At 51.8% G+C, this 23,152-nt stretch carries 23 protein-coding genes and 1 other annotated feature; of the genes, 14 read left to right on the top strand and 9 right to left on the bottom strand.

The annotated features are described in order from the left end of the window. The 4 genes from trpCF to trpL form a co-directional block, all read right to left on the bottom strand. The gene (gene trpCF / locus SK34_RS01110; protein WP_003841280.1) at nt 1-1,359 is read right to left on the bottom strand and encodes a bifunctional indole-3-glycerol-phosphate synthase TrpC/phosphoribosylanthranilate isomerase TrpF; all 1,359 of its coding nucleotides are present in this window, start codon (nt 1,357-1,359) and stop codon (nt 1-3) included. A 3-nt stretch (nt 1,360-1,362) separates the two neighbouring features. Further along, complete coding sequence (gene trpD / locus SK34_RS01105) at nt 1,363-2,958, bottom strand: bifunctional anthranilate synthase glutamate amidotransferase component TrpG/anthranilate phosphoribosyltransferase TrpD (protein ID WP_048232135.1); 1,596 nt, start codon at nt 2,956-2,958, stop codon at nt 1,363-1,365. After that, nucleotides 2,958-4,520: an anthranilate synthase component 1 gene (locus SK34_RS01100; RefSeq protein WP_003020636.1), complete on the bottom strand. Its 1,563-nt coding sequence runs from the start codon at nt 4,518-4,520 to the stop codon at nt 2,958-2,960. The genes trpD and SK34_RS01100 overlap by 1 nt, the downstream gene beginning before the upstream one ends. Nucleotides 4,521-4,543: 23 nt before the next feature. Beyond that, nucleotides 4,544-4,638 (bottom strand) — a sequence feature (Trp leader region). After that, nucleotides 4,615-4,659, bottom strand: a complete 45-nt coding sequence (gene trpL, locus SK34_RS24595; RefSeq protein WP_191229385.1) for a trp operon leader peptide — start codon at nt 4,657-4,659, stop codon at nt 4,615-4,617. Its footprint overlaps the feature before it by 24 nt. A 135-nt stretch (nt 4,660-4,794) precedes the next feature. Between trpL and rnm the strand changes: the two genes are divergently transcribed. The 3 genes from rnm to rluB all read left to right on the top strand — a co-directional run bounded on the left by rnm (nt 4,795) and on the right by rluB (nt 7,266). Continuing rightward, nucleotides 4,795-5,673 carry an RNase RNM gene (gene rnm, locus SK34_RS01095; protein ID WP_016150339.1) on the top strand — a complete coding sequence of 293 codons (879 nt, stop codon included), beginning with the start codon at nt 4,795-4,797 and terminating at the stop codon, nt 5,671-5,673. Further along, nucleotides 5,670-6,290, top strand: coding sequence for an L-threonylcarbamoyladenylate synthase (locus tag SK34_RS01090; protein WP_003020628.1), 621 nt, complete (start codon nt 5,670-5,672; stop codon nt 6,288-6,290). Before rnm ends, SK34_RS01090 begins: the two co-directional genes overlap by 4 nt. A 100-nt stretch (nt 6,291-6,390) precedes the next feature. Beyond that, a complete protein-coding gene (gene rluB / locus SK34_RS01085; protein WP_016150338.1) occupies nt 6,391-7,266 on the top strand; it encodes a 23S rRNA pseudouridine(2605) synthase RluB in 876 nt (291 codons plus the stop codon). A gap of 83 nt (nt 7,267-7,349) precedes the next feature. On the opposite strand, the gene cobO is transcribed toward rluB, so the two are convergent. Both cobO and SK34_RS01075 read right to left on the bottom strand, forming a co-directional pair. Beyond that, the gene (gene cobO, locus SK34_RS01080; RefSeq protein WP_016150337.1) at nt 7,350-7,940 is read right to left on the bottom strand and encodes a cob(I)yrinic acid a,c-diamide adenosyltransferase; all 591 of its coding nucleotides are present in this window, start codon (nt 7,938-7,940) and stop codon (nt 7,350-7,352) included. Further along, on the bottom strand, nt 7,937-8,698 hold the full coding sequence (locus tag SK34_RS01075) for a YciK family oxidoreductase (protein ID WP_048232134.1): 762 nt from the start codon (nt 8,696-8,698) through the stop codon (nt 7,937-7,939). Before SK34_RS01075 ends, cobO begins: the two co-directional genes overlap by 4 nt. 221 nt (nt 8,699-8,919) lie before the next feature. Between SK34_RS01075 and sohB the strand changes: the two genes are divergently transcribed. Then, nucleotides 8,920-9,966 (top strand): protease SohB, encoded by a 1,047-nt coding sequence (gene sohB, locus SK34_RS01070; RefSeq protein ID WP_003843986.1) that lies wholly within the window; start codon nt 8,920-8,922, stop codon nt 9,964-9,966. Nucleotides 9,967-10,076: 110 nt separating this feature from the next. Here sohB and SK34_RS01065 read toward each other — a convergent pair whose 3' ends face one another. Then, nucleotides 10,077-10,328 (bottom strand): YciN family protein, encoded by a 252-nt coding sequence (locus SK34_RS01065; RefSeq protein ID WP_003020616.1) that lies wholly within the window; start codon nt 10,326-10,328, stop codon nt 10,077-10,079. Between the two features lie 398 nt (nt 10,329-10,726). Here SK34_RS01065 and topA point away from each other — a divergent pair, with 398 nt between their 5' ends. The 5 genes from topA to acnA all read left to right on the top strand — a co-directional run bounded on the left by topA (nt 10,727) and on the right by acnA (nt 18,116). Then, nucleotides 10,727-13,324 (top strand): type I DNA topoisomerase, encoded by a 2,598-nt coding sequence (topA, locus tag SK34_RS01060; protein ID WP_003840713.1) that lies wholly within the window; start codon nt 10,727-10,729, stop codon nt 13,322-13,324. 208 nt (nt 13,325-13,532) lie between these two features. Then, nucleotides 13,533-14,507 carry an HTH-type transcriptional regulator CysB gene (gene cysB, locus SK34_RS01055; RefSeq protein ID WP_003020610.1) on the top strand — a complete coding sequence of 325 codons (975 nt, stop codon included), beginning with the start codon at nt 13,533-13,535 and terminating at the stop codon, nt 14,505-14,507. Nucleotides 14,508-14,821: 314 nt separating this feature from the next. After that, the gene (locus SK34_RS23270; protein WP_213083937.1) at nt 14,822-14,962 is read left to right on the top strand and encodes a YmiA family putative membrane protein; all 141 of its coding nucleotides are present in this window, start codon (nt 14,822-14,824) and stop codon (nt 14,960-14,962) included. Between the two features lie 2 nt (nt 14,963-14,964). Beyond that, entirely contained in the window at nt 14,965-15,132 is a 168-nt protein-coding gene (locus tag SK34_RS24805) for a hypothetical protein (RefSeq protein WP_174329790.1), read from the top strand. Between the two features lie 308 nt (nt 15,133-15,440). Next, nucleotides 15,441-18,116 (top strand): aconitate hydratase AcnA, encoded by a 2,676-nt coding sequence (gene acnA / locus SK34_RS01050; protein WP_048232132.1) that lies wholly within the window; start codon nt 15,441-15,443, stop codon nt 18,114-18,116. Between the two features lie 49 nt (nt 18,117-18,165). Here the strand turns inward: acnA and ribA are convergent, their stop codons facing one another. After that, the gene (gene ribA, locus SK34_RS01045) at nt 18,166-18,756 is read right to left on the bottom strand and encodes a GTP cyclohydrolase II (protein WP_003020601.1); all 591 of its coding nucleotides are present in this window, start codon (nt 18,754-18,756) and stop codon (nt 18,166-18,168) included. A gap of 202 nt (nt 18,757-18,958) precedes the next feature. Here ribA and pgpB point away from each other — a divergent pair, with 202 nt between their 5' ends. The 5 genes from pgpB to yciH all read left to right on the top strand — a co-directional run bounded on the left by pgpB (nt 18,959) and on the right by yciH (nt 22,611). Next, the gene (pgpB, locus tag SK34_RS01040; protein WP_003840717.1) at nt 18,959-19,723 is read left to right on the top strand and encodes a phosphatidylglycerophosphatase B; all 765 of its coding nucleotides are present in this window, start codon (nt 18,959-18,961) and stop codon (nt 19,721-19,723) included. A 149-nt stretch (nt 19,724-19,872) separates the two neighbouring features. Next, on the top strand, nt 19,873-20,181 hold the full coding sequence (locus SK34_RS01035; RefSeq protein WP_003020595.1) for a LapA family protein: 309 nt from the start codon (nt 19,873-19,875) through the stop codon (nt 20,179-20,181). A gap of 6 nt (nt 20,182-20,187) precedes the next feature. Further along, complete coding sequence (gene lapB, locus SK34_RS01030; protein WP_003020592.1) at nt 20,188-21,357, top strand: lipopolysaccharide assembly protein LapB; 1,170 nt, start codon at nt 20,188-20,190, stop codon at nt 21,355-21,357. A gap of 189 nt (nt 21,358-21,546) precedes the next feature. Continuing rightward, entirely contained in the window at nt 21,547-22,284 is a 738-nt protein-coding gene (pyrF, locus tag SK34_RS01025) for an orotidine-5'-phosphate decarboxylase (protein WP_141401079.1), read from the top strand. Beyond that, a complete protein-coding gene (gene yciH / locus SK34_RS01020) occupies nt 22,285-22,611 on the top strand; it encodes a stress response translation initiation inhibitor YciH (RefSeq protein ID WP_048232127.1) in 327 nt (108 codons plus the stop codon). 91 nt (nt 22,612-22,702) lie between these two features. Here yciH and osmB read toward each other — a convergent pair whose 3' ends face one another. After that, nucleotides 22,703-22,921: an osmotically-inducible lipoprotein OsmB gene (gene osmB / locus SK34_RS01015; RefSeq protein ID WP_003020583.1), complete on the bottom strand. Its 219-nt coding sequence runs from the start codon at nt 22,919-22,921 to the stop codon at nt 22,703-22,705. Nucleotides 22,922-23,152: the final 231 nt, after the last annotated feature.

Raw genomic sequence — 23,152 nt, 5'->3', positions numbered from 1 at the left:
TTAATATGCGCGCAGCGTCTGAAAGACCGAAGCCAGAAGACGTGCATCTTTGATGCCCGGCTGTGACTCTACGCCAGAATTGAAATCGAGACCGGCACAGCCGGTTTTTGCCGCGTCAACGCAGTTATCTGCGCCAAGTCCGCCAGCCAGTAATACGTTATCCAGCGATTGTCCGCCTAAAAGTGACCAGTCGAAGCGTTGCCCGCTGCCGCCCTGACCGTTGTCGAAGACGTATTTATCGACATGCTGATAATCACGGGCTGGCAACTTATCGCTGACGCTGAGCGCCTTCCAGATTTGTACCTGTGCGGGTAGCGCATTGCGTAGCGCGTCTACGTAGGCTTGATCTTCGCTACCATGCAGTTGCACGGCAGTGAGTCCCAGAGCAGCCGCTGTTTCACGTACGTCGATAATATCTGTGTTGCGAAACACCCCGACGTATTGCAGCGGCGCGCCGGTCATGACCTCTCGCGCTTGCTCAACGCTAACCGCGCGTGGCGATGTGGGTACAAAAATCAGTCCGCCATAAATCGCGCCGGATTTATACGCCGCGTTGGCATCCTGAGCCCGGGTTAAACCGCAGACTTTATTCTCGCCGAGCAGTACGCGACGCACGGCAGCGTGCAGATCATCATGCGACATCAGCGCGGAACCAATCAGAAAACCGTTGGCGAAGTGGCTGAGCTCGCGCACCTGACCATAGGTGTTGATCCCGGACTCGCTGATGACGGTCACACCGTGGCCCAGGCGCGGCGCAAGCTGGCGGGTGCGATTCAAATCAATCGACAAGTCGCGTAAATCGCGGTTGTTGATACCAACGACTTTGGCGCCCAGTGCGATAGCACGCTCCAGCTCTTCTTCGTTGCTGACTTCGGTCAGTACGCCCATTTTCAGGCTGTGGGCGACGGCGGCGAGTTGACGATATTGTTCATCATCGAGGACCGACAGCATCAACAAACAGGCGTCCGCCTGGTAAAAACGCGCCAGGTAAATCTGGTAAGGATCGATAATAAAGTCCTTACACAGAACAGGTTGCGGCGCGATGCGGCTGACGATAGGCAGGAAATCAAAACTGCCCTGGAAATATTTCTCATCGGTCAGTACGGAAATCGCGGAAGCATAATGTTTATAAACGCCCGCAATCTGTGCCGGATCGAAGTCATCACGGATCACGCCTTTTGACGGAGATGCTTTTTTACATTCCAGAATAAAGGCGGTGCGCGCACCTTGCAGCGCATCGTAGAAATCACGAGAGCTGGGTTGAACATCATTTTGAAAGCTGGCCAGCGGTTGTTGCTGTTTGCGGGCTTCTACCCAAATCGCCTTGTCTGCGACAATTTTCGCTAAAACGGTTTGCATCATTTACCCTCTTGCTGCCAGTGCAGTGACACGGTCATAGGCCGCACCGCTGCGCAGTACATTAATCACGGTTTGCGCATTGGCTTTCAAATCTTCTTCACCGTGCAAGCGCATTAACATGGCGACATTCGCGGCAACAGCGGCTTCATGAGCGGCTTCACCTTTACCTTGTAACAAGCGACTAAGAATGTCACGGTTTTCTTCCGGCGTGCCGCCAGCCAGCTGTTCCTGGTGGTAAGGCGTCAGGCCAAAGTCTTCTGCCGTCAGTTGATAACTCTTGATTTCCCCATCGTGCAGTTCTGCCACAATGGTCGGCGCATGCAGCGAAACTTCGTCCATGCCACCGCTGTGCACTACGGCCGCCCGCTGATATCCGAGCACACGCAGCGTTTCGGCAATCGGCAGCACCAGCTCCGGGCTGTAAACGCCGATCAGCGCCAGCGGCGGATGTGCCGGGTTAATCAACGGGCCGAGCACGTTAAACAGCGTGCGGGTTTTCAACTGCTGGCGTACCGGCATGGCATGGCGAAAACCGGTGTGGTATTTCGGCGCAAACAGAAAACACACGCCGAGATCGTCAAGCGCCTGACGGGATTTGTCGGCGTTCATATCCAGATTGATGCCAAATGCCGCTAACAGATCCGAAGAGCCTGACTTGCTGGAGACGCTGCGGTTGCCGTGTTTGGCAACTTTCAGTCCGCAAGCCGCTGCAACAAAGGCGCTGGCGGTAGAAATATTGATGCTGTTGCTGCCGTCGCCGCCGGTACCGACAATATCGGCAAACAGATAATCAGGACGCGGGAACGGAGCGGCGTTTTCCAGCAGCGCGGTTGCCGCACCGGCAATTTCATTCGGGTGTTCGCCACGGATTTTCATGCTCACCAGCGCCGCAGCCAGTTGTTCCGGCTTCAGTTCACCGCGGACCACGGCGGAGAACAGCTGGTGGCTTTCCTGCTGAGACAGCGTATGCGCCTGGTACAGTTTCTCCAGAATTGGTTGCAGCGTATTGGTTTGTTCAAGCTTCTGTTGCGCCCAGGCCAGCGTTTGTTCCAACAGACGCGCGCCCTGGGTGGTCAGAATGGACTCCGGATGGAACTGGAAGCCGCAGACGCGATCGGTATCGTGACGCACCGCCATCACCATGCCGTTAAAGTGGGCGTTAATGGTTAATCCTGCCGGAACGTTGCTGCCAACCAGCGAATGATAGCGTGCCACCGGCAGCGGATTCGCCAGACCAGCAAACATTGCCTGACCGTCGTGTTCAATGCTGGACGCTTTGCCGTGCAGGATTTCTCCAGCCTGGCCCACATATCCACCATAGGCCTCAACAATGGCCTGATGTCCCAGACAAATGCCGATGATTGGCAGCTTGCCGCGCAGACGGGTTAACAGCTCCGGCATGCAACCTGCTTCGCTTGGCGCACCTGGGCCTGGAGAGAGCATCAGCACAGGATTTTTCATCGTTGCTAAGCGGTCAATCAACGTCTGGGCCGGAATATGGTTGCGGTAAATCACCACGTTGTGACCATTAGTACGTAGCTGATCCGCCAGGTTATAGGTAAAAGAGTCGATATTATCGAGCAGCAGAATGTCAGCCATTAGAAGGTCTCCTGTGCGTGGTGCGCGGTGGCGATAGCACGCAGAACCGCGCGCGCTTTATTACGGGTTTCATCGGCTTCAGACTGCGGTACAGAATCCAGAACAATTCCGGCACCGGCTTGTACGGTGGCAATACCGTCTTCCACGAGGGCGGAACGAATGACAATACAGGTATCCAGATCGCCATGAGCCGTGAAGTAACCTACCGCGCCGCCGTAGCTGCCACGGCGACGACCTTCTGCCTCGGCGATAAGCTGCATAGCGCGAACTTTTGGCGCTCCGCTTAACGTGCCCATATTCATACAGGCGCGGTAAGCGTGCAGCACATCCAGATCGCTACGCAGCTCGCCGACCACGCGCGAAACCAGGTGCATAACGAAGGAGTAACGATCGACTTTGGTGAGGTCAGCAACATAGCGGCTGCCAGGCGTACAGATGCGCGCCAGGTCGTTACGCGCAAGGTCAACCAGCATCAGGTGCTCAGAAAGCTCTTTATGGTCGGTACGCATTTCCAGCTCGATACGGCTGTCAAGGTCGCGGTCAAGCGAACCGTCCGCACGACGACCGCGCGGACGAGTGCCGGCAATCGGGTAGATCTCAATCTGGCGGCTGGTGGCATCGTATTTCAGCGAGCTTTCCGGGGAGGCGCCAAACAGCGTAAAATCGTTGTCCTGCATGAAAAACATGTATGGGCTGGGGTTACTTTTCTTCAGCACATAGTAGGCTGCCAGCGGTGACGGGCAGGGCAGCGAGAAACGGCGGGACGGAACTACCTGGAAAATTTCGCCCGCGCGAATCGCTTTTTGCATCCCACGCACCACTGCGCCAAACTCTTCATCGCTCTGATTGCATTCGCAGCGCATCTGCGGGACTTCAGTAACGGGCAGCGGCGGCGCAGGCTCGGTAAGCTGTTGGCTCAGCTGCGCCAGACGGGCGTTAAGACGCTGTTTCTCCGCATCATTGGGGGTAAAAACACTGGCCTGAATTCGGGTGCTTTTTTTCTGGTGGTCGATAACCATCAGCGTTTCTGCCAGATAGAAGCAGTAGTCAGGACAACGGTTGCCCGCTTCAAGCTGAGGTAAATCTTCAAAACCGGCAACCAGGTCGTAGGAAAACAGACCGCCGAAGAACATCGCTTCACGTTCTTGCACAGGAACATTCACCAGCCCCTGCAGTAAGCGAAAAGCATCAAATACGGAAAGAGAACATAAACGGGCGTCTTCATCCAACAGCGGGCTGACGGCAGGGAATCGCAGATGACGACCATTCGTCTGTTTTTCATTCTCAACGCCAGCGGGCAGGGCAGCATCCAGCAAGGGCAGCAGCGATGCGCCGTTTGTGGATAACGCCTGAATAGTGACAGTGTCACCGAGAGCGGTAATGCGCAATGCGCTGTCGACTAGCAGCAAGCTCTTCAGATCGTCTTTGCTGTCGATATCTGCAGATTCCAGCAGCAGCGTTGCCGGACGTGCGCCACACACCTGATGAAACAGCGATGTCGGATTCTCACGGTAGGCGGCATCGCAGGCAAGCAGTTCGAGTATCGGTTTTTGTGTTTGCATCGTTATTCTCATTAATTTTGTTCAAAAAAAAGCCCGCTCATTAGGCGGGCCGGGTATCTGGTTGCGAATTGCAAACGTAAGACACTGCCCGAAATCAGGAAGTGCGCCACCAACCGTGCAGAAAAAATGTTGCTTTCATTGCAGATACCTTCTTCATGTGAACTTGCGTACTAGTTAACTAGTTCGATGGGATAAAGTCAACACCTGATTTCAGTATATTTGCCGAAACCGCTATGATGGGCGTGTTACGACATTTATTGAAACGGGAGCCGCCTTGAGCGACACGAATTACGCAGTGATTTATGACCTGCATAGTCATACTACAGCCTCCGATGGGCGATTAACCCCAGAAGCCTTAGTACACCGTGCGGTAGAGATGCGAGTCGGTACACTGGCGATCACCGATCATGACACCACGGCGGGCATTGCGGCGGCAAGAGAAGAAATTTCACGTTCGGGATTAGCGTTAAATTTGATCCCTGGTGTCGAGATATCAACTGTCTGGGAAAACCATGAGATCCATATAGTGGGTCTGAACATTGATATCGCCCATCCCATGATGTGCGAGTTTCTGGCGCAACAAACGGAACGTCGTCAGCAGCGTGCGCGCCTGATTGCCGAACGACTCGACAAAGCGCATATCCCCGGCGCGTGGGAAGGGGCGTTGCGCCTGGCTGATGGCGGGGCGGTTACGCGGGGCCATTTTGCGCGTTTCCTGGTGGAATGTGGCAAAGCCACAACCATGGCGGATGTCTTTAAAAAATATCTTGCCCGTGGGAAAACCGGTTACGTTCCGCCACAGTGGTGTACAATAGAACAAGCTATTGATGTCATTCATCATTCTGGCGGTAAGGCTGTTCTGGCTCATCCTGGGCGGTACGATCTTAGCGCTAAGTGGCTGAAAAGACTGGTTGCACATTTTGCTGAACATCGCGGCGACGCGATGGAAGTAGCGCAGTGTCAGCAGTCTCCCAATGAACGCACCCATCTGGCGACGCTTGCGCGTCAGCATCAATTGTGGGCATCGCAAGGGTCTGATTTTCATCTACCCTGCCCATGGATTGAGTTGGGTCGTAAACTTTGGTTGCCCGCAGGCGTAGAAGGCGTCTGGCAACTTTGGGAGCAGCCCGAGATCACAGAGAGGAAAGTATGAGCCAGTTTTTTTATATTCATCCCGAAAACCCGCAGCAGCGCCTGATCAATCAGGCCGTTGAAATCGTGCGTAAAGGTGGGGTGATCGTCTATCCAACCGACTCCGGCTATGCGTTGGGCTGCAAAATTGAAGATAAAGGCGCAATGGAGCGCATTTGCCGCATCCGTCACCTGCCGGACGGGCACAACTTTACGCTGATGTGCCGTGACCTGTCTGAACTGTCGACCTATTCGTTTGTCGACAACGTGGCCTTCCGTTTAATTAAAAACAACACGCCGGGCAACTACACCTTCATCCTGAAGGGGACGAAAGAGGTTCCGCGCCGCTTGTTGCAAGAAAAACGTAAGACCATCGGCCTGCGTGTACCCTCAAACCCGATAGCACTGGCGCTGCTTGAAGCGCTGGGCGAGCCGATGCTCTCCACGTCACTGATGCTGCCGGGTAGCGAATTTACCGAGTCAGATCCGGAAGAAATTAAAGACCGCCTGGAGAAACAGGTGGATTTAATTATCCACGGCGGATATCTCGGCCAACAGCCGACCACGGTCATTGATTTAACCGACGATTCTCCGGTGGTGTTGCGTGAAGGCGTCGGTGACGTTAAACCTTTCTTATAAGGGCGTGAACCGCTATACTACGCGGCCTTAAAATGGCGCTGACTGGCGCCGTTGATTCTCCTGTTCGACGCCTGTGAAGGCGACACCTAAAGGAAGCTCTATGAGCGAAAAGTTACAAAAAGTGCTGGCGCGCGCTGGCCACGGTTCTCGCCGTGAAATCGAATCTATTATTGCCGCGGGTCGCGTGAGCGTTGATGGCAAAATTGCCACGCTCGGCGATCGCGTTGAAGTCACTCCGGGTCTGAAAATCCGTATCGACGGTCATCTGATTTCGGTTAAAGAGTCTGCGGAGCAAATCTGCCGTGTTCTGGCCTATTACAAGCCAGAAGGCGAACTGTGTACCCGAAACGACCCGGAAGGTCGTCCGACCGTGTTTGATCGTTTACCAAAACTGCGTGATGCGCGCTGGATTGCCGTAGGGCGTCTGGACGTGAATACCTGCGGTTTACTGCTGTTTACCACCGATGGTGAACTGGCTAACCGTCTGATGCACCCAAGCCGCGAAGTTGAGCGTGAATATGCGGTACGTGTGTTTGGTCAGGTTGATGATGCAAAACTGCGCGATCTGAGTCGTGGCGTGCAGCTGGAAGATGGTCCGGCGGCATTTAAAACGATCAAGTTCAGCGGTGGTGAAGGGATCAACCAGTGGTATAACGTCACGCTGACCGAAGGACGTAACCGTGAAGTCCGCCGCTTGTGGGAAGCTGTAGGTGTACAGGTAAGCCGTCTGATTCGTGTCCGTTATGGTGATATCCCGCTGCCGAAAGGCCTGCCGCGTGGTGGCTGGACAGAGCTTGATCTTGCTCAGACCAACTATCTGCGTGAACTGGTGGACCTGAAGCCGGAAACGACCTCTAAAGTGGCCGTCGAGAAAGATCGTCGTCGCATGAAGGCGAATCAGATCCGTCGTGCGGTGAAGCGCCACTCTCAGGTCGGCGGCAGCCGTCGTCCGGGTGGTCGCAGCAACAACGGTTAATCATGACCAGGCCTGATAAGCAAAGCGCCATCAGGCGTTAGCGTGGAGCCGGATGCGGCGCAAACGCCTTATCCGGCCTACACTCAATAATCGATCCCTGCTTGGGCTTTCACGCCCGCTTCAAACGCATGCTTGACCGGGCGCAGCTCGCTAACCGTGTCAGCTAACTCCAGAATATCGCGATGACATCCACGGCCGGTGATAATGACCGTTTGATGGGCTGGGCGCGCTTTCAGGGCATTGATGACCTCTTCAAGCGGCAGATAGTCGTATGCCACCATGTAGGTTAGCTCATCCAGTATCACCATATCCAGTTCATCGTCGGCCAGCATCCGCTTGCCGTGTTCCCACACGGCCATACAGGCTGCGGTGTCAGACTCGCGGTTCTGCGTTTCCCAGGTAAATCCTGTCGCCATAACCTGAAACTCTACGCCGTGGGGTTCAAGTAAGTTACGTTCTCCGTTTGGCCACGTACCTTTAATAAATTGTACGACGCCGACTTTTTTACCATGGCCCACAGCGCGCGTGGCGGTCCCGAATGCGGCGGTGGTTTTACCTTTACCATTTCCGGTGAACACGATGATAATTCCGCGCTCATCTTTCGCTGCGGCAACGCGTGCGTCAACCCGATCTTTTACGCGCTGTTGACGTTGCTGATAGCGTTCTTCACTCATTGGGCAATTCCTGGTTTACGGCCCGGCTGGGCATCAAAAGTCATACCGGTTTTACGGCGGCTGTCATCGCCCATCAGCCACAGGTAGAGCGGCATAATATCGGCGGGAGTTTTCAATTTTTGCGGATCTTCCGTTGGGAATGCGCTGGCTCGCATGCCAGTTCGCGTCCCACCAGGATTGATACAGTTTACGCGCAGATGACGGTTTTGATACTCATCAGCCAGAACCTGCATCATCCCTTCGGTCGCAAATTTTGAGGTGGCATATGCTCCCCAATTGGCGCGTCCCTGGCGACCGACACTGGAAGAGGTAAAGACCAGCGATCCGGCATCGGATTTGAGTAACAACGGCAGCAATGCCTGAGTCAGCATAAAAGTGGCATTTACATTTACCTGCATCACATCCTGCCAGACCTGCGGGTTTTGTTCACTCATTAGACAAATATCGCCGAGTAATCCGGCGTTATGCAGTACGCCATCCAGACGCGGGAAATGTGCAGCAATGCGCTGCGCAAGCTGGTGACATTCTTCAGAGGTACAGGTCAGTAGATCCAGTGTAAACCACTGTGGTTGTGTTCCGTTTTCATCGGCGATAGTGCGGGCAACCTGACGCAGTTTTTCTTCGTTACGCCCAAGCAGGATAACGGTCGCGCCATAGCGTGCATAGGTCTGCGCGGCTTCGCGTCCGATACCATCGCTGGCACCGGTGATAAGAATAATGCGGCCCTGTAGAAGGTCTTGTTTAGGTTGGTAATGCACGGCTACTCCTCGGCGACGTCCTGGATATCTCGTTCGCGATAACTTTTGGGCTTTATGCCTTAAACCCTGTACTTTTTCAATCAGCCAAAGGCAATAACACCGCAAAATGAACGCTTTGTCATGCTTTTTACTGATTCAGCACTGGATGTATGAAGCAAGACGAGGTGACACGCCTGTTGTACACTGAGCGGAAGTCGCGTTGTTTAACCAAGGTGGGTCTCGTGGAATTGTTGTCTGAATATGGGTTGTTTTTGGCAAAAATTGTCACTGTCGTGGTGGCTATTGCAGTGGTGGTGATGCTGATCGTAAACGCGACACAACGCAAACGTCAGCGTGGGGAATTGCGGGTTATTAACCTCAGCGATCAATATAAAGAGATGAAGGAAGACCTGTCGCTAGCCTTATTGGATGGGCATCAGCAAAAATTCTGGCATAAGGCGCAGAAAAAGAAACAAAAGCTGGAGGCGAAAGCGGCTAAGGCAAAAGCGAAACTGGGTGACAGTACGTCATCAGATAAACCTCGTGTATGGGTGCTTGATTTTAAAGGCAGTATGGATGCCCATGAGGTCAGCGCATTACGCGAAGAGGTGACGGCTGTGCTGGCGGTTGTTAAACCTCAGGATCAAGTGGTGGTTCGTCTGGAAAGTCCGGGCGGTGTGGTACATGGTTATGGCCTGGCTGCGTCCCAGTTACAACGTCTGCGCGATAAGCAGATCCCGCTGACCGTTACGGTAGATAAAGTCGCTGCGAGCGGCGGATATATGATGGCCTGCGTGGCGGATAAAATTGTCTCGGCGCCGTTTGCTATCGTCGGCTCAATTGGCGTGGTGGCGCAGATCCCGAACTTTAACCGCTTCCTGAAAGGGAAAGATATTGATATCGAACTGCACACCGCCGGACAGTATAAGCGTACGTTGACCTTACTCGGTGAAAACACGGAAGAAGGGCGGCAGAAATTCCGCGAAGATCTGAACGAAACGCATCATCTGTTTAAAGATTTTGTGCAGCGCATGCGTCCGACTCTGGACATTGAGCAGGTTGCCACCGGTGAACACTGGTTTGGTCAACAGGCGCTGGCAAATGGGCTGGTGGATGAGATCAATACCAGCGATGAGGTGATCCTCGGGCTGATGGAAGGTCGTGAAGTATTGAACGTTCGCTATCTGCAGCGTAAAAAGCTGATGGATCGTTTTACCGGTAGTGCGGCGGAGAGCGCCGATCGTTTGCTGATGCGCTGGTGGCAGCGGGGGCAGAAGCCACTGATGTAAAATTGTCATTGCCGGATAGCGATGCTCATATATCTCCTATCCGGCCTACAAATATGCACCAGTATAGGCTGGATAAGGCGATGCCGCCATCCGGCAAATTATTACTCGTGTTAATCGATCAAGTGATACTTTTCGGAAAGTACGTGCGCCAGGTGTTTAAACATATTAAACACCGCCGTACTTTTGGGCGTTGGTAGCCCTTGCTCGTCTAAAAAGTAATCTCCGCTGAAAACCAGCACGCCGTTTCGCTGCGTAACGCCGGTGGCGACAATCCCCGCCAGCGTGTCCTCATGCTCACGAATGATTTTGTTGGCTTCAATCAGCAGTGTTTCGCGATCGATGGGTTGAGTGTCTTTATGCATGATTTACTCCTTAAACAAGGACATTAGTCTACGCTGAGCCCGCCTTATGGGCAAATATTCCCTGACATAAATGAAGGTTTTACGACAGTGTTACAACTGGCGAGATTTGTTTTTGCATGCTAATAAAGTTGCGTAACGCATTTTATCAGGTACAGTGTGACGCTTTCGTCAATCTGGCAACAGATTTGCTTGACATTCGACCAATACTTCGTCGTGCTAGAGCGTTTGTGAGAAAAAAAGCCTGTTAACTCAGTTACATGAGAGTTACATTACAAGCGCGAATCAGTTTAAAGGGTTGATATCCGCCGACGCAGAGACCATATCGATGTCTCGTCGCCAGTGGAAGGTGAATCAACGTGCGACGCATTCTGGAAGAATCAAATTAGGTAAAGGTGAATATGGGTAAAGCTCTTGTCATCGTTGAGTCCCCGGCAAAAGCCAAAACGATCAACAAGTATCTGGGTAATGACTACGTGGTGAAATCCAGCGTCGGTCATATCCGTGATTTGCCGACCAGTGGCTCAGCAACTAAAAAGAGCGCCGACTCAACCTCCACCAAAACGGCTAAAAAGCCCAAAAAGGATGAACGTGGCGCTCTCGTCAACCGTATGGGTGTTGACCCGTGGCACAACTGGGATGCGCGCTATGAAGTGCTGCCTGGTAAAGAGAAAGTTGTTTCTGAACTGAAGCAACTGGCTGAAAAAGCCGACCACATCTATCTCGCAACTGACCTTGACCGCGAAGGGGAAGCCATTGCATGGCACCTGCGGGAAGTCATCGGTGGCGACGACACCCGCTACAGCCGCGTGGTGTTTAATGAAATTACCAAAAATGCTATTCGCCAGGCGTTTGAAAAACCGGGCGAGTTGAACATCGATCGTGTTAATGCGCAACAGGCGCGCCGCTTTATGGACCGTGTTGTGGGCTATATGGTGTCGCCACTGCTGTGGAAAAAAATTGCACGCGGTCTGTCTGCCGGTCGCGTACAGTCTGTGGCTGTGCGTCTGGTGGTTGAGCGTGAACGCGAAATCAAAGCATTTGTTCCAGAAGAGTTCTGGGAAATTGATGCTAACACGACCACGCCGGGCGGCGACGCGTTGCCGCTTGAGGTGACGCATCAAAATGATAAGCCGTTCCGTCCCGTAAATCGGGAACAAACGCTTGCCGCTGTTAGCCTGTTGGAAAAAGCGCGCTATAGCGTATTGGAACGTGAAGATAAACCGACCAGCAGCAAGCCGGGCGCACCGTTCATTACCTCCACGCTACAGCAGGCTGCGAGCACGCGTCTCGGCTTCGGTGTGAAGAAAACCATGATGATGGCGCAGCGCTTGTATGAAGCGGGTTACATCACTTACATGCGTACTGACTCAACCAACCTGAGCCAGGATGCAGTGACCATGGTTCGCGATTACATCAGCGATAATTTTGGTAAAAAATATTTGCCGGAAAACGCGAATCAGTACGCCAGCAAAGAGAACTCGCAGGAAGCGCACGAAGCTATCCGTCCTTCCGATGTCGCCGTACAGGCGGAATCGCTGAAAGATATGGAAGCTGATGCGCAAAAACTGTATCAGCTGATCTGGCGCCAGTTTGTTGCCTGTCAGATGACCCCAGCTAAATATGATTCCACCACGCTCACCGTGGGTGCGGGTGATTTCCGCCTGAAGGCGCGCGGTCGTATTCTGCGCTTCGATGGCTGGACGAAAGTGATGCCAGCGTTGCGTAAAGGCGATGAAGATCGCATCTTACCGGCGGTGGACAAAGGCGATACGCTGACGCTTATCGAACTGACGCCAGCACAGCACTTTACTAAACCGCCTGCGCGCTTCAGTGAAGCTTCGCTGGTTAAAGAGCTTGAAAAGCGTGGCATTGGTCGTCCATCTACCTATGCGTCGATCATTTCTACGATTCAGGATCGTGGTTATGTTCGCGTTGAAAACCGTCGCTTTTACGCTGAAAAAATGGGTGAAATCGTCACCGATCGTCTGGAAGAAAACTTCCGCGAACTGATGAACTACGATTTTACCGCGCAGATGGAAGATAGCCTCGACCAGGTGGCGAATAAAGAAGCCGAATGGAAGGGCGTACTCGACAACTTCTTCACTGATTTTACTCAGCAACTGGATAAAGCCGAGAAAGATCCTGAAGAAGGCGGTATGCGTCCGAACCAGATGGTGCTGACCAGCATTGATTGCCCGACCTGCGGACGCAAGATGGGTATTCGTACCGCCAGTACCGGCGTTTTCCTTGGTTGCTCCGGCTATGCACTTTCCCCGAAAGAGCGTTGCAAAACCACCATTAACCTGGTGCCGGAAAACGAAGTATTGAACGTGCTGGAAGGCGACGACGCGGAAACGAACGCATTGCGCGCCAAACGCCGCTGCCAGAAGTGCGGTACGGCAATGGACAGTTATCTTATCGATCCTAAGCGTAAATTGCATGTGTGTGGTAATAACCCAACCTGCGACGGCTACGAGATCGAAGAGGGCGAGTTCCGTATCAAGGGTTATGACGGTCCTATCGTCGAGTGCGAAAAATGTGGTTCTGAAATGCACCTGAAAATGGGACGTTTCGGCAAGTACATGGCGTGTACTAACGACGAGTGCAAAAACACCCGTAAGATCCTGCGTAACGGTGAAGTCGCTCCGCCGAAAGAAGACCCAGTTCCGTTGCCGGAACTGCCGTGTGAAAAATCTGACGCGTATTTCGTGTTACGTGATGGTGCTGCAGGTATCTTCCTGGCGGCCAATACGTTCCCGAAATCACGTGAGACTCGTGCGCCGTTGGTGGAAGAGTTGTACCGCTTCCGCGATCGCCTGCCGGAAAAACTGCGTTATCTGGCAGATGCGCCGCAAACTGATCCGGATGGTAACAAGTCCATGGTTCGTTTCAGCCGTAAAACCAAGCAGCAATACGTTGCCGCTGAGAAAGACGGTAAGGCGACTGGCTGGTCCGCGTTCTTCGTTGACGGCAAATGGGTAGAAGGGAAGAAATAACAGCGTTTCGGCTGAATTTCTCCTCAAAGGGTCGCGTAAGCGGCCCTTTTTGTTTCTCGCATATTATTTTTTGTCATACCTATACAGCGTACATAGAAATGATATAGTGGTTATAGTTAACAGACTTTTTATTATTAAATCGTATTAGCAGCGCCCGCGAGCCTGCACTGAAACGATGATTTGATGGCGCGAATCGGGATGGCATAACATGAAATTACAGCAGCTTCGCTACATTGTTGAGGTGGTGAACCACAACCTTAATGTCTCCTCAACAGCGGAAGGGCTTTATACCTCGCAGCCCGGTATCAGTAAGCAAGTTCGTATGCTGGAAGATGAACTTGGCATCCAGATTTTCGCCCGTAGCGGTAAGCACCTGACGCAGGTTACGCCAGCAGGGCAGGAAGTTATTCGTATTGCGCGAGAAGTTCTGTCGAAGGTGGATGCCATTAAGTCCGTTGCTGGCGAACATACCTGGCCGGACAAAGGCTCGTTATATATCGCCACTACGCATACTCAGGCGCGTTACGCTTTGCCTAACGTGATTAAAGGTTTTATTGAGCGCTATCCTCGTGTTTCATTACATATGCACCAGGGATCGCCGACGCAAATCGCCGAAGCCGTTTCGAAAGGAAATGCAGATTTTGCTATCGCGACGGAAGCCTTGCACTTGTATGACGACCTGGTGATGTTACCTTGCTACCACTGGAACCGCTCGATCGTCGTCACGCCGGATCATCCGTTGGCGGGGAAATCTTCGGTTTCTATTGAGGAACTGGCACAGTATCCGCTGGTGACCTACACGTTTGGTTTTACCGGACGCTCGGAGCTGGACACCGCGTTTAACCGCGCGGGTCTGGAGCCACGTATTGTCTTTACCGCGACCGATGCTGATGTCATTAAAACCTATGTCCGTCTGGGCCTTGGCGTGGGTGTGATTGCCAGTATGGCGGTTGATCCTGTTTCCGATCCTGACCTGGTACGCGTGGATGCTCACGATATCTTCAGCCATAGCACCACCAAAATTGGTTTTCGTCGCAGCACCTTCTTACGTAGTTACATGTATGATTTCATTCAACGTTTCGCGCCGCATCTGACGCGTGATGTGGTGGACACGGCGGTGGCGCTGCGTTCCAACGATGATATTGAAGCCATGTTTAAAGATATTAAATTGCCTGAGAAATAATAACGACTGTAACCTCGTCGGTATCCATAAGCATAAAGCGATACCGACGGGAAACACTGAATTAATTGATAATTTACCGTGGATAAATTAACCATATATAGCTTGTGGAAAAAATTCTCTAAAGTAGTTTCAAATTAGTCAGCTTGCCAAAAATTCCTTTCAAATATTTATAACCGATCAAACAATCGATTTATTTATCAGGACGAGTCTGAAAATTAACTGGCTTTTTTTCGCCTTTTTTATTAGGATTCCTCCTATCTGATGATTAATTGTACCGATTGTTTGGTGCCTAAATGATAAGTGATTTCGATAGTATGAGGTTAGCGATGCCTTCAGGAAACCAGCCAGCACGCAGGGATCCGGTGATGAAACGTAAAGCCTGGTTCGCCGTATTTCTTGGTTCTGCGATATTCTGGATTATTGTCGCACTCGTGGCCTGGAATGTGTGGGGGTAAGTATGTCCGCACCAGAGCAGCACTCTACCGAAAGGCTATCGTCTCATGACCATGAACAAGAGAGCAAAACCGTCGCAGAGAAGGGGCAGAAGGTACCCGAATCCTGGAACCTTTCTCCTGAACAACGGGCGTTTATTGATCTGTTAACTGATGATGAACAGAAACAATAATTCGTACGTATTTTATAATAATAACGATTACCTTGTGCCCTTGAATATCGAATCATTTATCCATGTAATCGTCATCAACAACCTAATCAACGTATTATCCATTGCTCTATTGCCTGCTGAATATTCATCCTATTAATCTACACGGCTAGACCTTCCTCCTTACCATCGACCTCAGTTCGCGCTTTTATATCGCCCGCTACTTTTATCATTTTGAGTTGTTATCAAAGCGTTACATTTTGTTTGTGTTATCTTTAATACTAACCCTGAGGAAAATCAGGGGATCCAACCCTGTCATTTAAGGAGGAGCTATGTCGTCGACCCTACGAGAAGCCAGTAAGGACACATTGCAGGTTAAAGATAAAACCTACCGCTACTACAGTTTACCTCTGGCTGCTAAATCACTGGGTGATATCACCCGACTACCCAAATCGCTAAAAGTGTTGCTGGAAAACCTGCTTCGTTGGCAGGATGGTAATTCCGTTACCGAAGATGATATTCATGCTCTCGCGCATTGGCTGAAGACCGCCCATGCCGATCGTGAAATTGCCTATCGACCCGCTCGTGTTCTGATGCAGGATTTTACCGGCGTGCCGGCGGTGGTCGATCTTGCCGCCATGCGCGAAGCGGTGAAACGACTGGGGGGAGATACGGCAAAAGTGAATCCGCTTTCGCCAGTGGACCTTGTCATTGACCACTCGGTAACGGTGGACCGTTTTGGTGATGATGATGCTTTCGAAGAAAACGTTCGCCTGGAAATGGAACGTAACCATGAACGTTATGTGTTCCTGAAATGGGGACAGCAGGCATTTAGTCGCTTCAGCGTTGTACCGCCGGGAACGGGTATTTGCCACCAGGTAAACCTTGAATACCTTGGCAAAGCCGTCTGGAGCGAGTTACAGGACGGTGAGTGGGTGGCTTATCCCGATACGCTGGTCGGTACCGATTCCCATACGACAATGATTAATGGTCTCGGTGTGCTGGGATGGGGCGTTGGAGGCATTGAGGCTGAAGCAGCAATGCTGGGTCAACCGGTCTCTATGCTTATCCCGGATGTTGTGGGCTTTAAACTAGTGGGCAAACTGCGGGAAGGTATCACCGCTACCGACCTGGTTTTAACCGTTACCCAGATGCTGCGTAAGCACGGCGTGGTCGGTAAATTTGTTGAATTCTATGGTGATGGCCTCGACACCTTACCGCTGGCCGATCGGGCAACCATTGCGAACATGTCGCCGGAATACGGCGCAACCTGCGGTTTCTTCCCGATCGATGGCATCACTCTTGAATATATGCGTCTGAGTGGACGCAGTGAGGAGCAGGTTGAGTTGGTCAGCGCCTATGCCAAAGCGCAGGGCATGTGGCGTAATCCAGGGGATGAACCCGTATTTACCAGTTCACTGGAGCTGGATATGGGCAGTGTGGAAGCTAGCCTTGCCGGACCGAAGCGTCCGCAGGATCGGGTGGCACTGGCTGATGTTCCGAAAGCGTTTTCGGCAAGTAATGAACTCGAAGTAAATAGCTCGCTGAAAGACCGTCAGCCCGTGGACTACACCATGAGCGGCCAGCAGTATAAGCTGCCGGACGGTGCGGTGGTGATAGCAGCTATCACTTCCTGTACCAACACCTCCAACCCAAGCGTATTGATGGCGGCGGGACTGTTGGCGAAAAAAGCAGTGACACTTGGTCTGAAACGTCAGCCGTGGGTGAAAGCCTCGCTGGCGCCAGGATCGAAGGTGGTGTCTGATTATCTGGCGCAGGCTGGGTTCACGCCGTACCTTGATGAGCTGGGATTTAACCTTGTAGGTTATGGCTGTACCACCTGTATTGGTAACTCGGGTCCGTTACCCGATCCTATCGAGACAGCCATCAAAAAAGGCGATCTCACCGTTGGTGCTGTGCTTTCCGGCAACCGAAACTTTGAGGGGCGTATCCATCCGCTCGTGAAGACCAACTGGTTGGCGTCTCCGCCGCTGGTGGTGGCCTATGCGCTAGCAGGGAATATGAATATCAATCTGACGAAAGATCCGTTAGGCCATGACAGAAAGGGCGATCCCGTTTATCTGAAAGATATCTGGCCGACGGCTCAGGAAATTGCCCGTGCCGTGGAGCAGGTTTCTACCGCCATGTTCCATAAAGAGTACGCTGAAGTCTTTGAAGGTACGCCAGAATGGAAAGCTATCCAGGTTGATCGGGCTGATACCTATGGTTGGCAGTCTGACTCAACTTATATCCGCTTGTCGCCGTTCTTCGATGGAATGCAGGCTACGCCGGATCCGGTCCAGGACATTCATGGTGCGCGTATCCTCGCGATGCTTGGGGATTCCGTCACCACCGACCATATTTCTCCTGCCGGCAGTATTAAGCCGGATAGCCCGGCAGGTCGTTATCTGCAAAGCCACGGCGTTGAGCGTAAAGATTTTAACTCCTATGGTTCACGCCGCGGGAATCATGAAGTGATGATGCGCGGTACCTTTGCCAATATTCGTATTCGTAATGAGATGGTACCCGGCGTGGAAGGTGGGATGACGTGTCATTTGCCGGGAACCGAGGTAGTGGCTATCTATGATGCGGCTATGCAATATCAACAGGAGAATATCCCCCTGGCGGTTATTGCCGGGAAAGAGTATGGCTCTGGCTCCAGTCGCGACTGGGCGGCAAAAGGCCCGCGCTTGCTGGGGATTCGCGTAGTTATCGCTGAGTCCTTTGAGCGAATTCACCGTTCTAACCTGATTGGTATGGGGATTTTGCCGCTGGAATTTCCGCAGGGCGTCACGCGCAAAACGCTGGGGCTAACAGGTGAGGAAGCGATCGATATTACGGACCTGCAAAACATCAAGCCGGGCGCAACAGTGCCGGTGAATATGGTTCGCTCAGATGGACGTAAAGAGGTGATTTTATGCCGCTGCCGTATCGATACCGCGACGGAGCTAACTTACTACCAAAACGATGGTATTCTGCACTACGTGATTCGTAATATGTTGAATTAAAATGCATAAAGCCTGCGAGAGCAGGCTTTTTTATCGGCGGTAACAGCCATTACTTGCCCAGCAAATGCCCCATCTTGGCGGCTTTGGTGTCCAGGTAATGTTCATTGTTCGGGTTACGACCCACAATCAGCGGCACGCGTTCAACAATATTGATTCCCGCTTCGGTCAGAATTTCCACTTTTTTCGGGTTATTGGTCAGCAAACGAACTTCGTCCACGCCCAGCAGCTTGAACATATCCGCACACAGCGTGAAATCACGCTCATCTGCCGCAAAGCCCAACTGATGGTTAGCCTCAACGGTATCATAACCCTGGTCCTGCAACGCGTAGGCGCGGATTTTATTGAGCAGGCCGATATTGCGTCCTTCCTGACGATGATAAAGCAGGATACCGCGCCCTTCTTCAGCAATGTGGGTGAGAGCCGCTTCGAGCTGGAAGCCGCAATCGCAACGCAGGCTAAACAATGCATCGCCAGTCAGACATTCGGAGTGGACACGCGCCAGAACAGGCGTTTGACCAGTGATATCGCCAAAAACCAGTGCGACGTGATCGTGTCCGGTTGCCAGTTCTTCAAATCCCACCATCAGGAAATCACCCCAGGGGGTTGGCAGTTTGGCTTCTGCCACACGTTTAAGCTGCATGTAATTCTCCAGATTATGCTGGCACTGTCGTGCCGTCGCCTGTTGGCTTCTTGTTCTGTATTGCACTATTTTGCCATAAGGCAACGATGTTCACCTAATCGCGACAACGGATTCGCCTTTGGAATGGCACAAAAATGTCAATTTTCCCGGCATGCACTTTTTTCAGTTATGATTGTGAGACTTATCGACGAAAGGAGAGGCAATGCTGTCAATTGCAAAGCGCACTGCGGTCGGGGCCGGGCTGCTACTTATTATGCCGGTTGCTGTATGGGTATCGGGTTGGAGCTGGCAGCCGGGACACAACGTTTGGTGGCTAAAATCTCTGTACTGGGTAACGGAAACGGTGACGCAGCCGTGGGGGATTATCACTCACGTTGTGCTCTGCGCATGGTTTCTGTGGTGTCTGCGTTTTCGTCTGAAAGCTGCGGTAATGCTGTTTGCGATCCTGGCCGTGGCAATTTTAGTCGGTCAGGGTGTGAAGTCCTGGGTTAAAGACAGGGTGCAGGAACCTCGGCCCTTTGTCGTATGGCTGGAAAAAACGCACCATATCCCGGTTGATGAGTTCTACACTTTAAAACGTAAAGATCGTGGCAACTTAGTTAAAGAGCAATTGGCCGAACAACAGGATATTCCGACGTTTCTACGTAAGCACTGGCAAAAAGAAACGGGTTTTGCCTTTCCGTCAGGACATACGATGTTTGCTGCCAGTTGGGCTTTACTGGCAGTAGGGCTGTTATGGCCACGCCGACGTACGCTGACGATTGTGTTTTTGCTTATCTGGGCGACAGGTGTTATGGGTAGCCGCTTGCTGTTGGGCATGCACTGGCCGCGTGATTTGGTCGTTGCAACGCTGATTTCATGGTTGCTGGTAACGCTGGCGACCTGGCTCGCGCAGCGAGTATGCGGACCACTTACGCCGCCTGTGCAGGAGGCAAAAGAAATCGCGCAACGCGAGCAAGAAAGCTAGCTATGATTGATTTTTCAAATTTTGCCCTTAAATCAGAAAGCGGAAAGCGCTTTTCCATTTCGCACTCGTTGTGAAAATGGTAATTTAAAGGGCTCAACGCGGTAAGTTGTACACGATTTATTCGCTTAAACCACATAACGGGAAGTAATGTGAAATATTTACTCATTTTCTTACTGGTGTTGGCGATTTTTGTTATTTCGGTGACATTAGGTGCGCAAAACGATCAACAGGTTACGTTTAATTACCTGCTGGCTCAGGGTGAGTATCGTATCTCTACGCTGCTTGCTGTATTGTTTGCCGCAGGTTTTGCGATTGGTTGGTTAATTTGCGGCCTTTTCTGGCTGAAGGTTCGTGTGTCTCTTGCGCGCGCCGAACGTAAAATCAAACGACTGGAAAACCAGCTTACGCCTGCGACCGACGTTGCGGTTTCTGCCGATTCGTCGGTTGTGAAGGAATAATTATTTATGTTGGAGTTGTTGTTTCTGCTTTTACCTGTAGCCGCTGCCTATGGGTGGTATATGGGTCGCAGAAGTGCGCAACAAACCAAGCAGGATGAAGCTAACCGTCTTTCCCGTGACTATGTCGCCGGGGTTAACTTTCTCCTGAGCAACCAACAAGACAAAGCGGTGGATCTGTTCCTCGATATGCTAAAAGAGGATACGGGCACCGTTGAGGCTCATCTCACTCTCGGAAATCTGTTTCGCTCGCGCGGTGAAGTCGATCGCGCAATCCGCATCCATCAAACGTTAATGGAAAGTGCTTCGCTGACCTACGAGCAGCGTTTGTTGGCCGTACAACAGCTGGGGCGCGATTACATGGCCGCAGGCCTGTACGACCGCGCGGAAGACATGTTCAATCAGCTTACCGATGAAACAGATTTTCGCGTCGGTGCATTACAGCAACTGCTGCAAATTTATCAGGCGACCAGCGATTGGCAGAAAGCCATTGATGTCGCAGAACGTCTGGTGAAGCTAGGCAAAGATAAACAGCGTATTGAGATAGCCCACTTCTACTGCGAACTGGCCTTACAGCAGATGGGCAGCGACGATATGGATCGCGCCATGGCGCTGTTGAAAAAAGGGGCTGCGGCAGACAAAAACAGTGCCCGGGTTTCTATCATGATGGGCCGTGTGTACATGGTGAAAGGCGAGTACGCGAAGGCCGTTGAAAGTCTGCAACGCGTGATTTCTCAGGATAAAGAACTTGTCAGCGAAACGCTGGAAATGCTGCAAAGCTGCTACCAGCATCTGGGGAAAACCGATGAGTGGGCAGAGTTTTTACGTCGGGCCGTTGAAGAGAATACTGGCGCCGCCGCCGAGCTGATGCTGGCCGATATTCTTGAAGCGCGTGAGGGGACTGATACCGCTCAGGTTTATATTACCCGCCAACTACAACGCCATCCTACGATGCGCGTTTTCCACAAATTAATGGATTACCATCTTAACGAAGCAGAAGAAGGGCGCGCGAAAGAGAGCCTGATGGTTCTGCGCGATATGGTCGGGGAGCAGGTGCGCAGCAAGCCGCGCTATCGTTGCCAGAAGTGCGGATTTACCGCATATACACTGTACTGGCACTGCCCATCTTGTCGCTCATGGTCAACCATTAAGCCTATTCGCGGACTTGATGGGTTGTAATTTTTAAAAAAATCTTACTTTAGTTACAACATACTAATGATGAGAACAAAGCCATCCTCAGCCTCCGTTGCCAAATTCGCCTGGCAGAAATGGAATCGCGCCTGTTAATTTTCTATTACCGCAGGTAGAATGCACGCCGTTTACCCATTTCGCGCTACTGTCGGCGCCCATCCTCAAGAAGGTCTGGTCATGACGTTTACTGCTTCATCTTCTTCTCGTGCTGTTACTGATTCTCCTGTCGTTGTCGCTCTCGATTATTCCAATCGTGATAAAGCATTAGCTTTTGTCGACAGAATTGATCCTCGTGATTGCCGTTTGAAAGTGGGCAAAGAGATGTTCACGCTTTTTGGACCTCAGTTGGTTCGCGATTTACAACAGCGTGGTTTTGACGTTTTTCTTGATTTGAAATTTCATGATATTCCCAACACTACCGCGCATGCCGTTGCGGCAGCGGCTGAGCTTGGCGTGTGGATGGTTAACGTTCATGCTTCTGGTGGGGCGCGTATGATGACCGCCGCACGTGAAGCCTTATTACCTTTTGGCAAGGACGCACCGCTGCTGATTGCGGTAACGGTTCTGACCAGTATGGAAGCCAGCGACCTCGCCGATCTCGGCGTGACGTTGTCACCTGCAGAGCATGCTGAAAGGCTGGCGCGCTTAACCCAACATTGTGGTTTGGATGGCGTTGTATGCTCCGCGCAGGAAGCGGTGCGATTCAAGCAGGCGTTTGGCCAGGCATTTAAATTGGTTACGCCGGGTATTCGTCCTGAAGGCAGCGAGGTGGGCGACCAGCGTCGCATTATGACGCCGGAACAAGCACAGTCAGCTGGTGTGGATTATATGGTTATTGGTCGTCCGGTCACGCAGTCGGCAGATCCGGCTCAGACGCTGAAGATGATTAATGCCTCACTGAAACGAGGTGCGTAAATGAACGACTCAAACTCTCGCCTGGTCTACTCAACCGACTCCGGGCGCATTGATGAATCAAAAGCTGCTCCTGTGCGCCCACAAGGCGATGGCATTGTTCGTATCCAGCGCCAGACCAGTGGCCGCAAAGGCAAGGGCGTGTGTTTGATTACCGGTATTGATCAAGACGATGCCGAACTGACCAAATTAGCTGCGGAACTGAAGAAAAAATGTGGTTGTGGCGGGGCAGTGAAGGATGGCGTGATTGAGATACAGGGTGATAAACGCGACTTGATTAAATCGCTGCTGGAAGCCAAAGGAATGAAAGTTAAACTGGCTGGCGGTTAATAAAAAAAGCCACGGAATATTTCCGTGGCTTTTTAATAATACAGACCTGAAAAAGTAAACGTATTATTATATCGAGCCGTTCAACCGTAGATTATTTACCCACCTGGTGGCCAATGATACCACCTACTGCAGCACCACCCAGCGTACCCAGCGTGCTGCCGTCAGTCAGGACTGCACCACCTATTGCACCTGCACCAGCACCGATTGCAGTGTTACGATCGCGTTTGGACCAGTTAGAGCAGGCGCTCAGCGACATTGCGAGAGTAATCGCCAGAATGGCAGCGGTCATTTTTTTGCTCGTTACTAACATAATACTTTCTCCTGAATTATTGATTCACGGAATCCAGTGTTCTTTAAGAATAGCGCTAAATTTAGGCTAACGAAGATATTTCCGTGAAACCGTTTAGCGAAGGCATTACAAACACTATCCTGAAGTTGGAGGTTCGTTCCTGTTATATCGCTAACATTAATTTTACGACTTAATCCTGTTAACGACAGGTAAAAAGTCTTAATTGGACTGTCAGATAACTCTCAGAGAGGA

This window comes from Citrobacter sp. MGH104 (genome assembly GCF_001034485.1).
Taxonomy (GTDB): Bacteria; Pseudomonadota; Gammaproteobacteria; order Enterobacterales; family Enterobacteriaceae; genus Citrobacter; species Citrobacter freundii.
This window is presented reverse-complemented; position numbering and strand designations above follow the sequence as displayed.

Bases quoted from the DNA above. Each gene is read 5' to 3' on its own strand.
- trpCF (WP_003841280.1), bottom strand. From the start codon at position 1,359: ATGCAAACCGTTTTAGCGAAAATTGTCGCAGACAAGGCGATTTGGGTA.
- trpD (WP_048232135.1), bottom strand. From the start codon at position 2,958: ATGGCTGACATTCTGCTGCTCGATAATATCGACTCTTTTACCTATAAC.
- cysB (WP_003020610.1), top strand. From the start codon at position 13,533: ATGAAATTACAGCAGCTTCGCTACATTGTTGAGGTGGTGAACCACAAC.
- rluB (WP_016150338.1), top strand. From the start codon at position 6,391: ATGAGCGAAAAGTTACAAAAAGTGCTGGCGCGCGCTGGCCACGGTTCT.
- SK34_RS24805 (WP_174329790.1), top strand. From the start codon at position 14,965: ATGTCCGCACCAGAGCAGCACTCTACCGAAAGGCTATCGTCTCATGAC.
- ribA (WP_003020601.1), bottom strand. From the start codon at position 18,756: ATGCAGCTTAAACGTGTGGCAGAAGCCAAACTGCCAACCCCCTGGGGT.
- SK34_RS01065 (WP_003020616.1), bottom strand. From the start codon at position 10,328: ATGCATAAAGACACTCAACCCATCGATCGCGAAACACTGCTGATTGAA.
- SK34_RS01090 (WP_003020628.1), top strand. From the start codon at position 5,670: ATGAGCCAGTTTTTTTATATTCATCCCGAAAACCCGCAGCAGCGCCTG.
- osmB (WP_003020583.1), bottom strand. From the start codon at position 22,921: ATGTTAGTAACGAGCAAAAAAATGACCGCTGCCATTCTGGCGATTACT.
- topA (WP_003840713.1), top strand. From the start codon at position 10,727: ATGGGTAAAGCTCTTGTCATCGTTGAGTCCCCGGCAAAAGCCAAAACG.
- SK34_RS01100 (WP_003020636.1), bottom strand. From the start codon at position 4,520: ATGCAAACACAAAAACCGATACTCGAACTGCTTGCCTGCGATGCCGCC.
- pgpB (WP_003840717.1), top strand. From the start codon at position 18,959: ATGCTGTCAATTGCAAAGCGCACTGCGGTCGGGGCCGGGCTGCTACTT.
- cobO (WP_016150337.1), bottom strand. From the start codon at position 7,940: ATGAGTGAAGAACGCTATCAGCAACGTCAACAGCGCGTAAAAGATCGG.
- yciH (WP_048232127.1), top strand. From the start codon at position 22,285: ATGAACGACTCAAACTCTCGCCTGGTCTACTCAACCGACTCCGGGCGC.
- lapB (WP_003020592.1), top strand. From the start codon at position 20,188: ATGTTGGAGTTGTTGTTTCTGCTTTTACCTGTAGCCGCTGCCTATGGG.
- pyrF (WP_141401079.1), top strand. From the start codon at position 21,547: ATGACGTTTACTGCTTCATCTTCTTCTCGTGCTGTTACTGATTCTCCT.
- acnA (WP_048232132.1), top strand. From the start codon at position 15,441: ATGTCGTCGACCCTACGAGAAGCCAGTAAGGACACATTGCAGGTTAAA.
- SK34_RS23270 (WP_213083937.1), top strand. From the start codon at position 14,822: ATGAGGTTAGCGATGCCTTCAGGAAACCAGCCAGCACGCAGGGATCCG.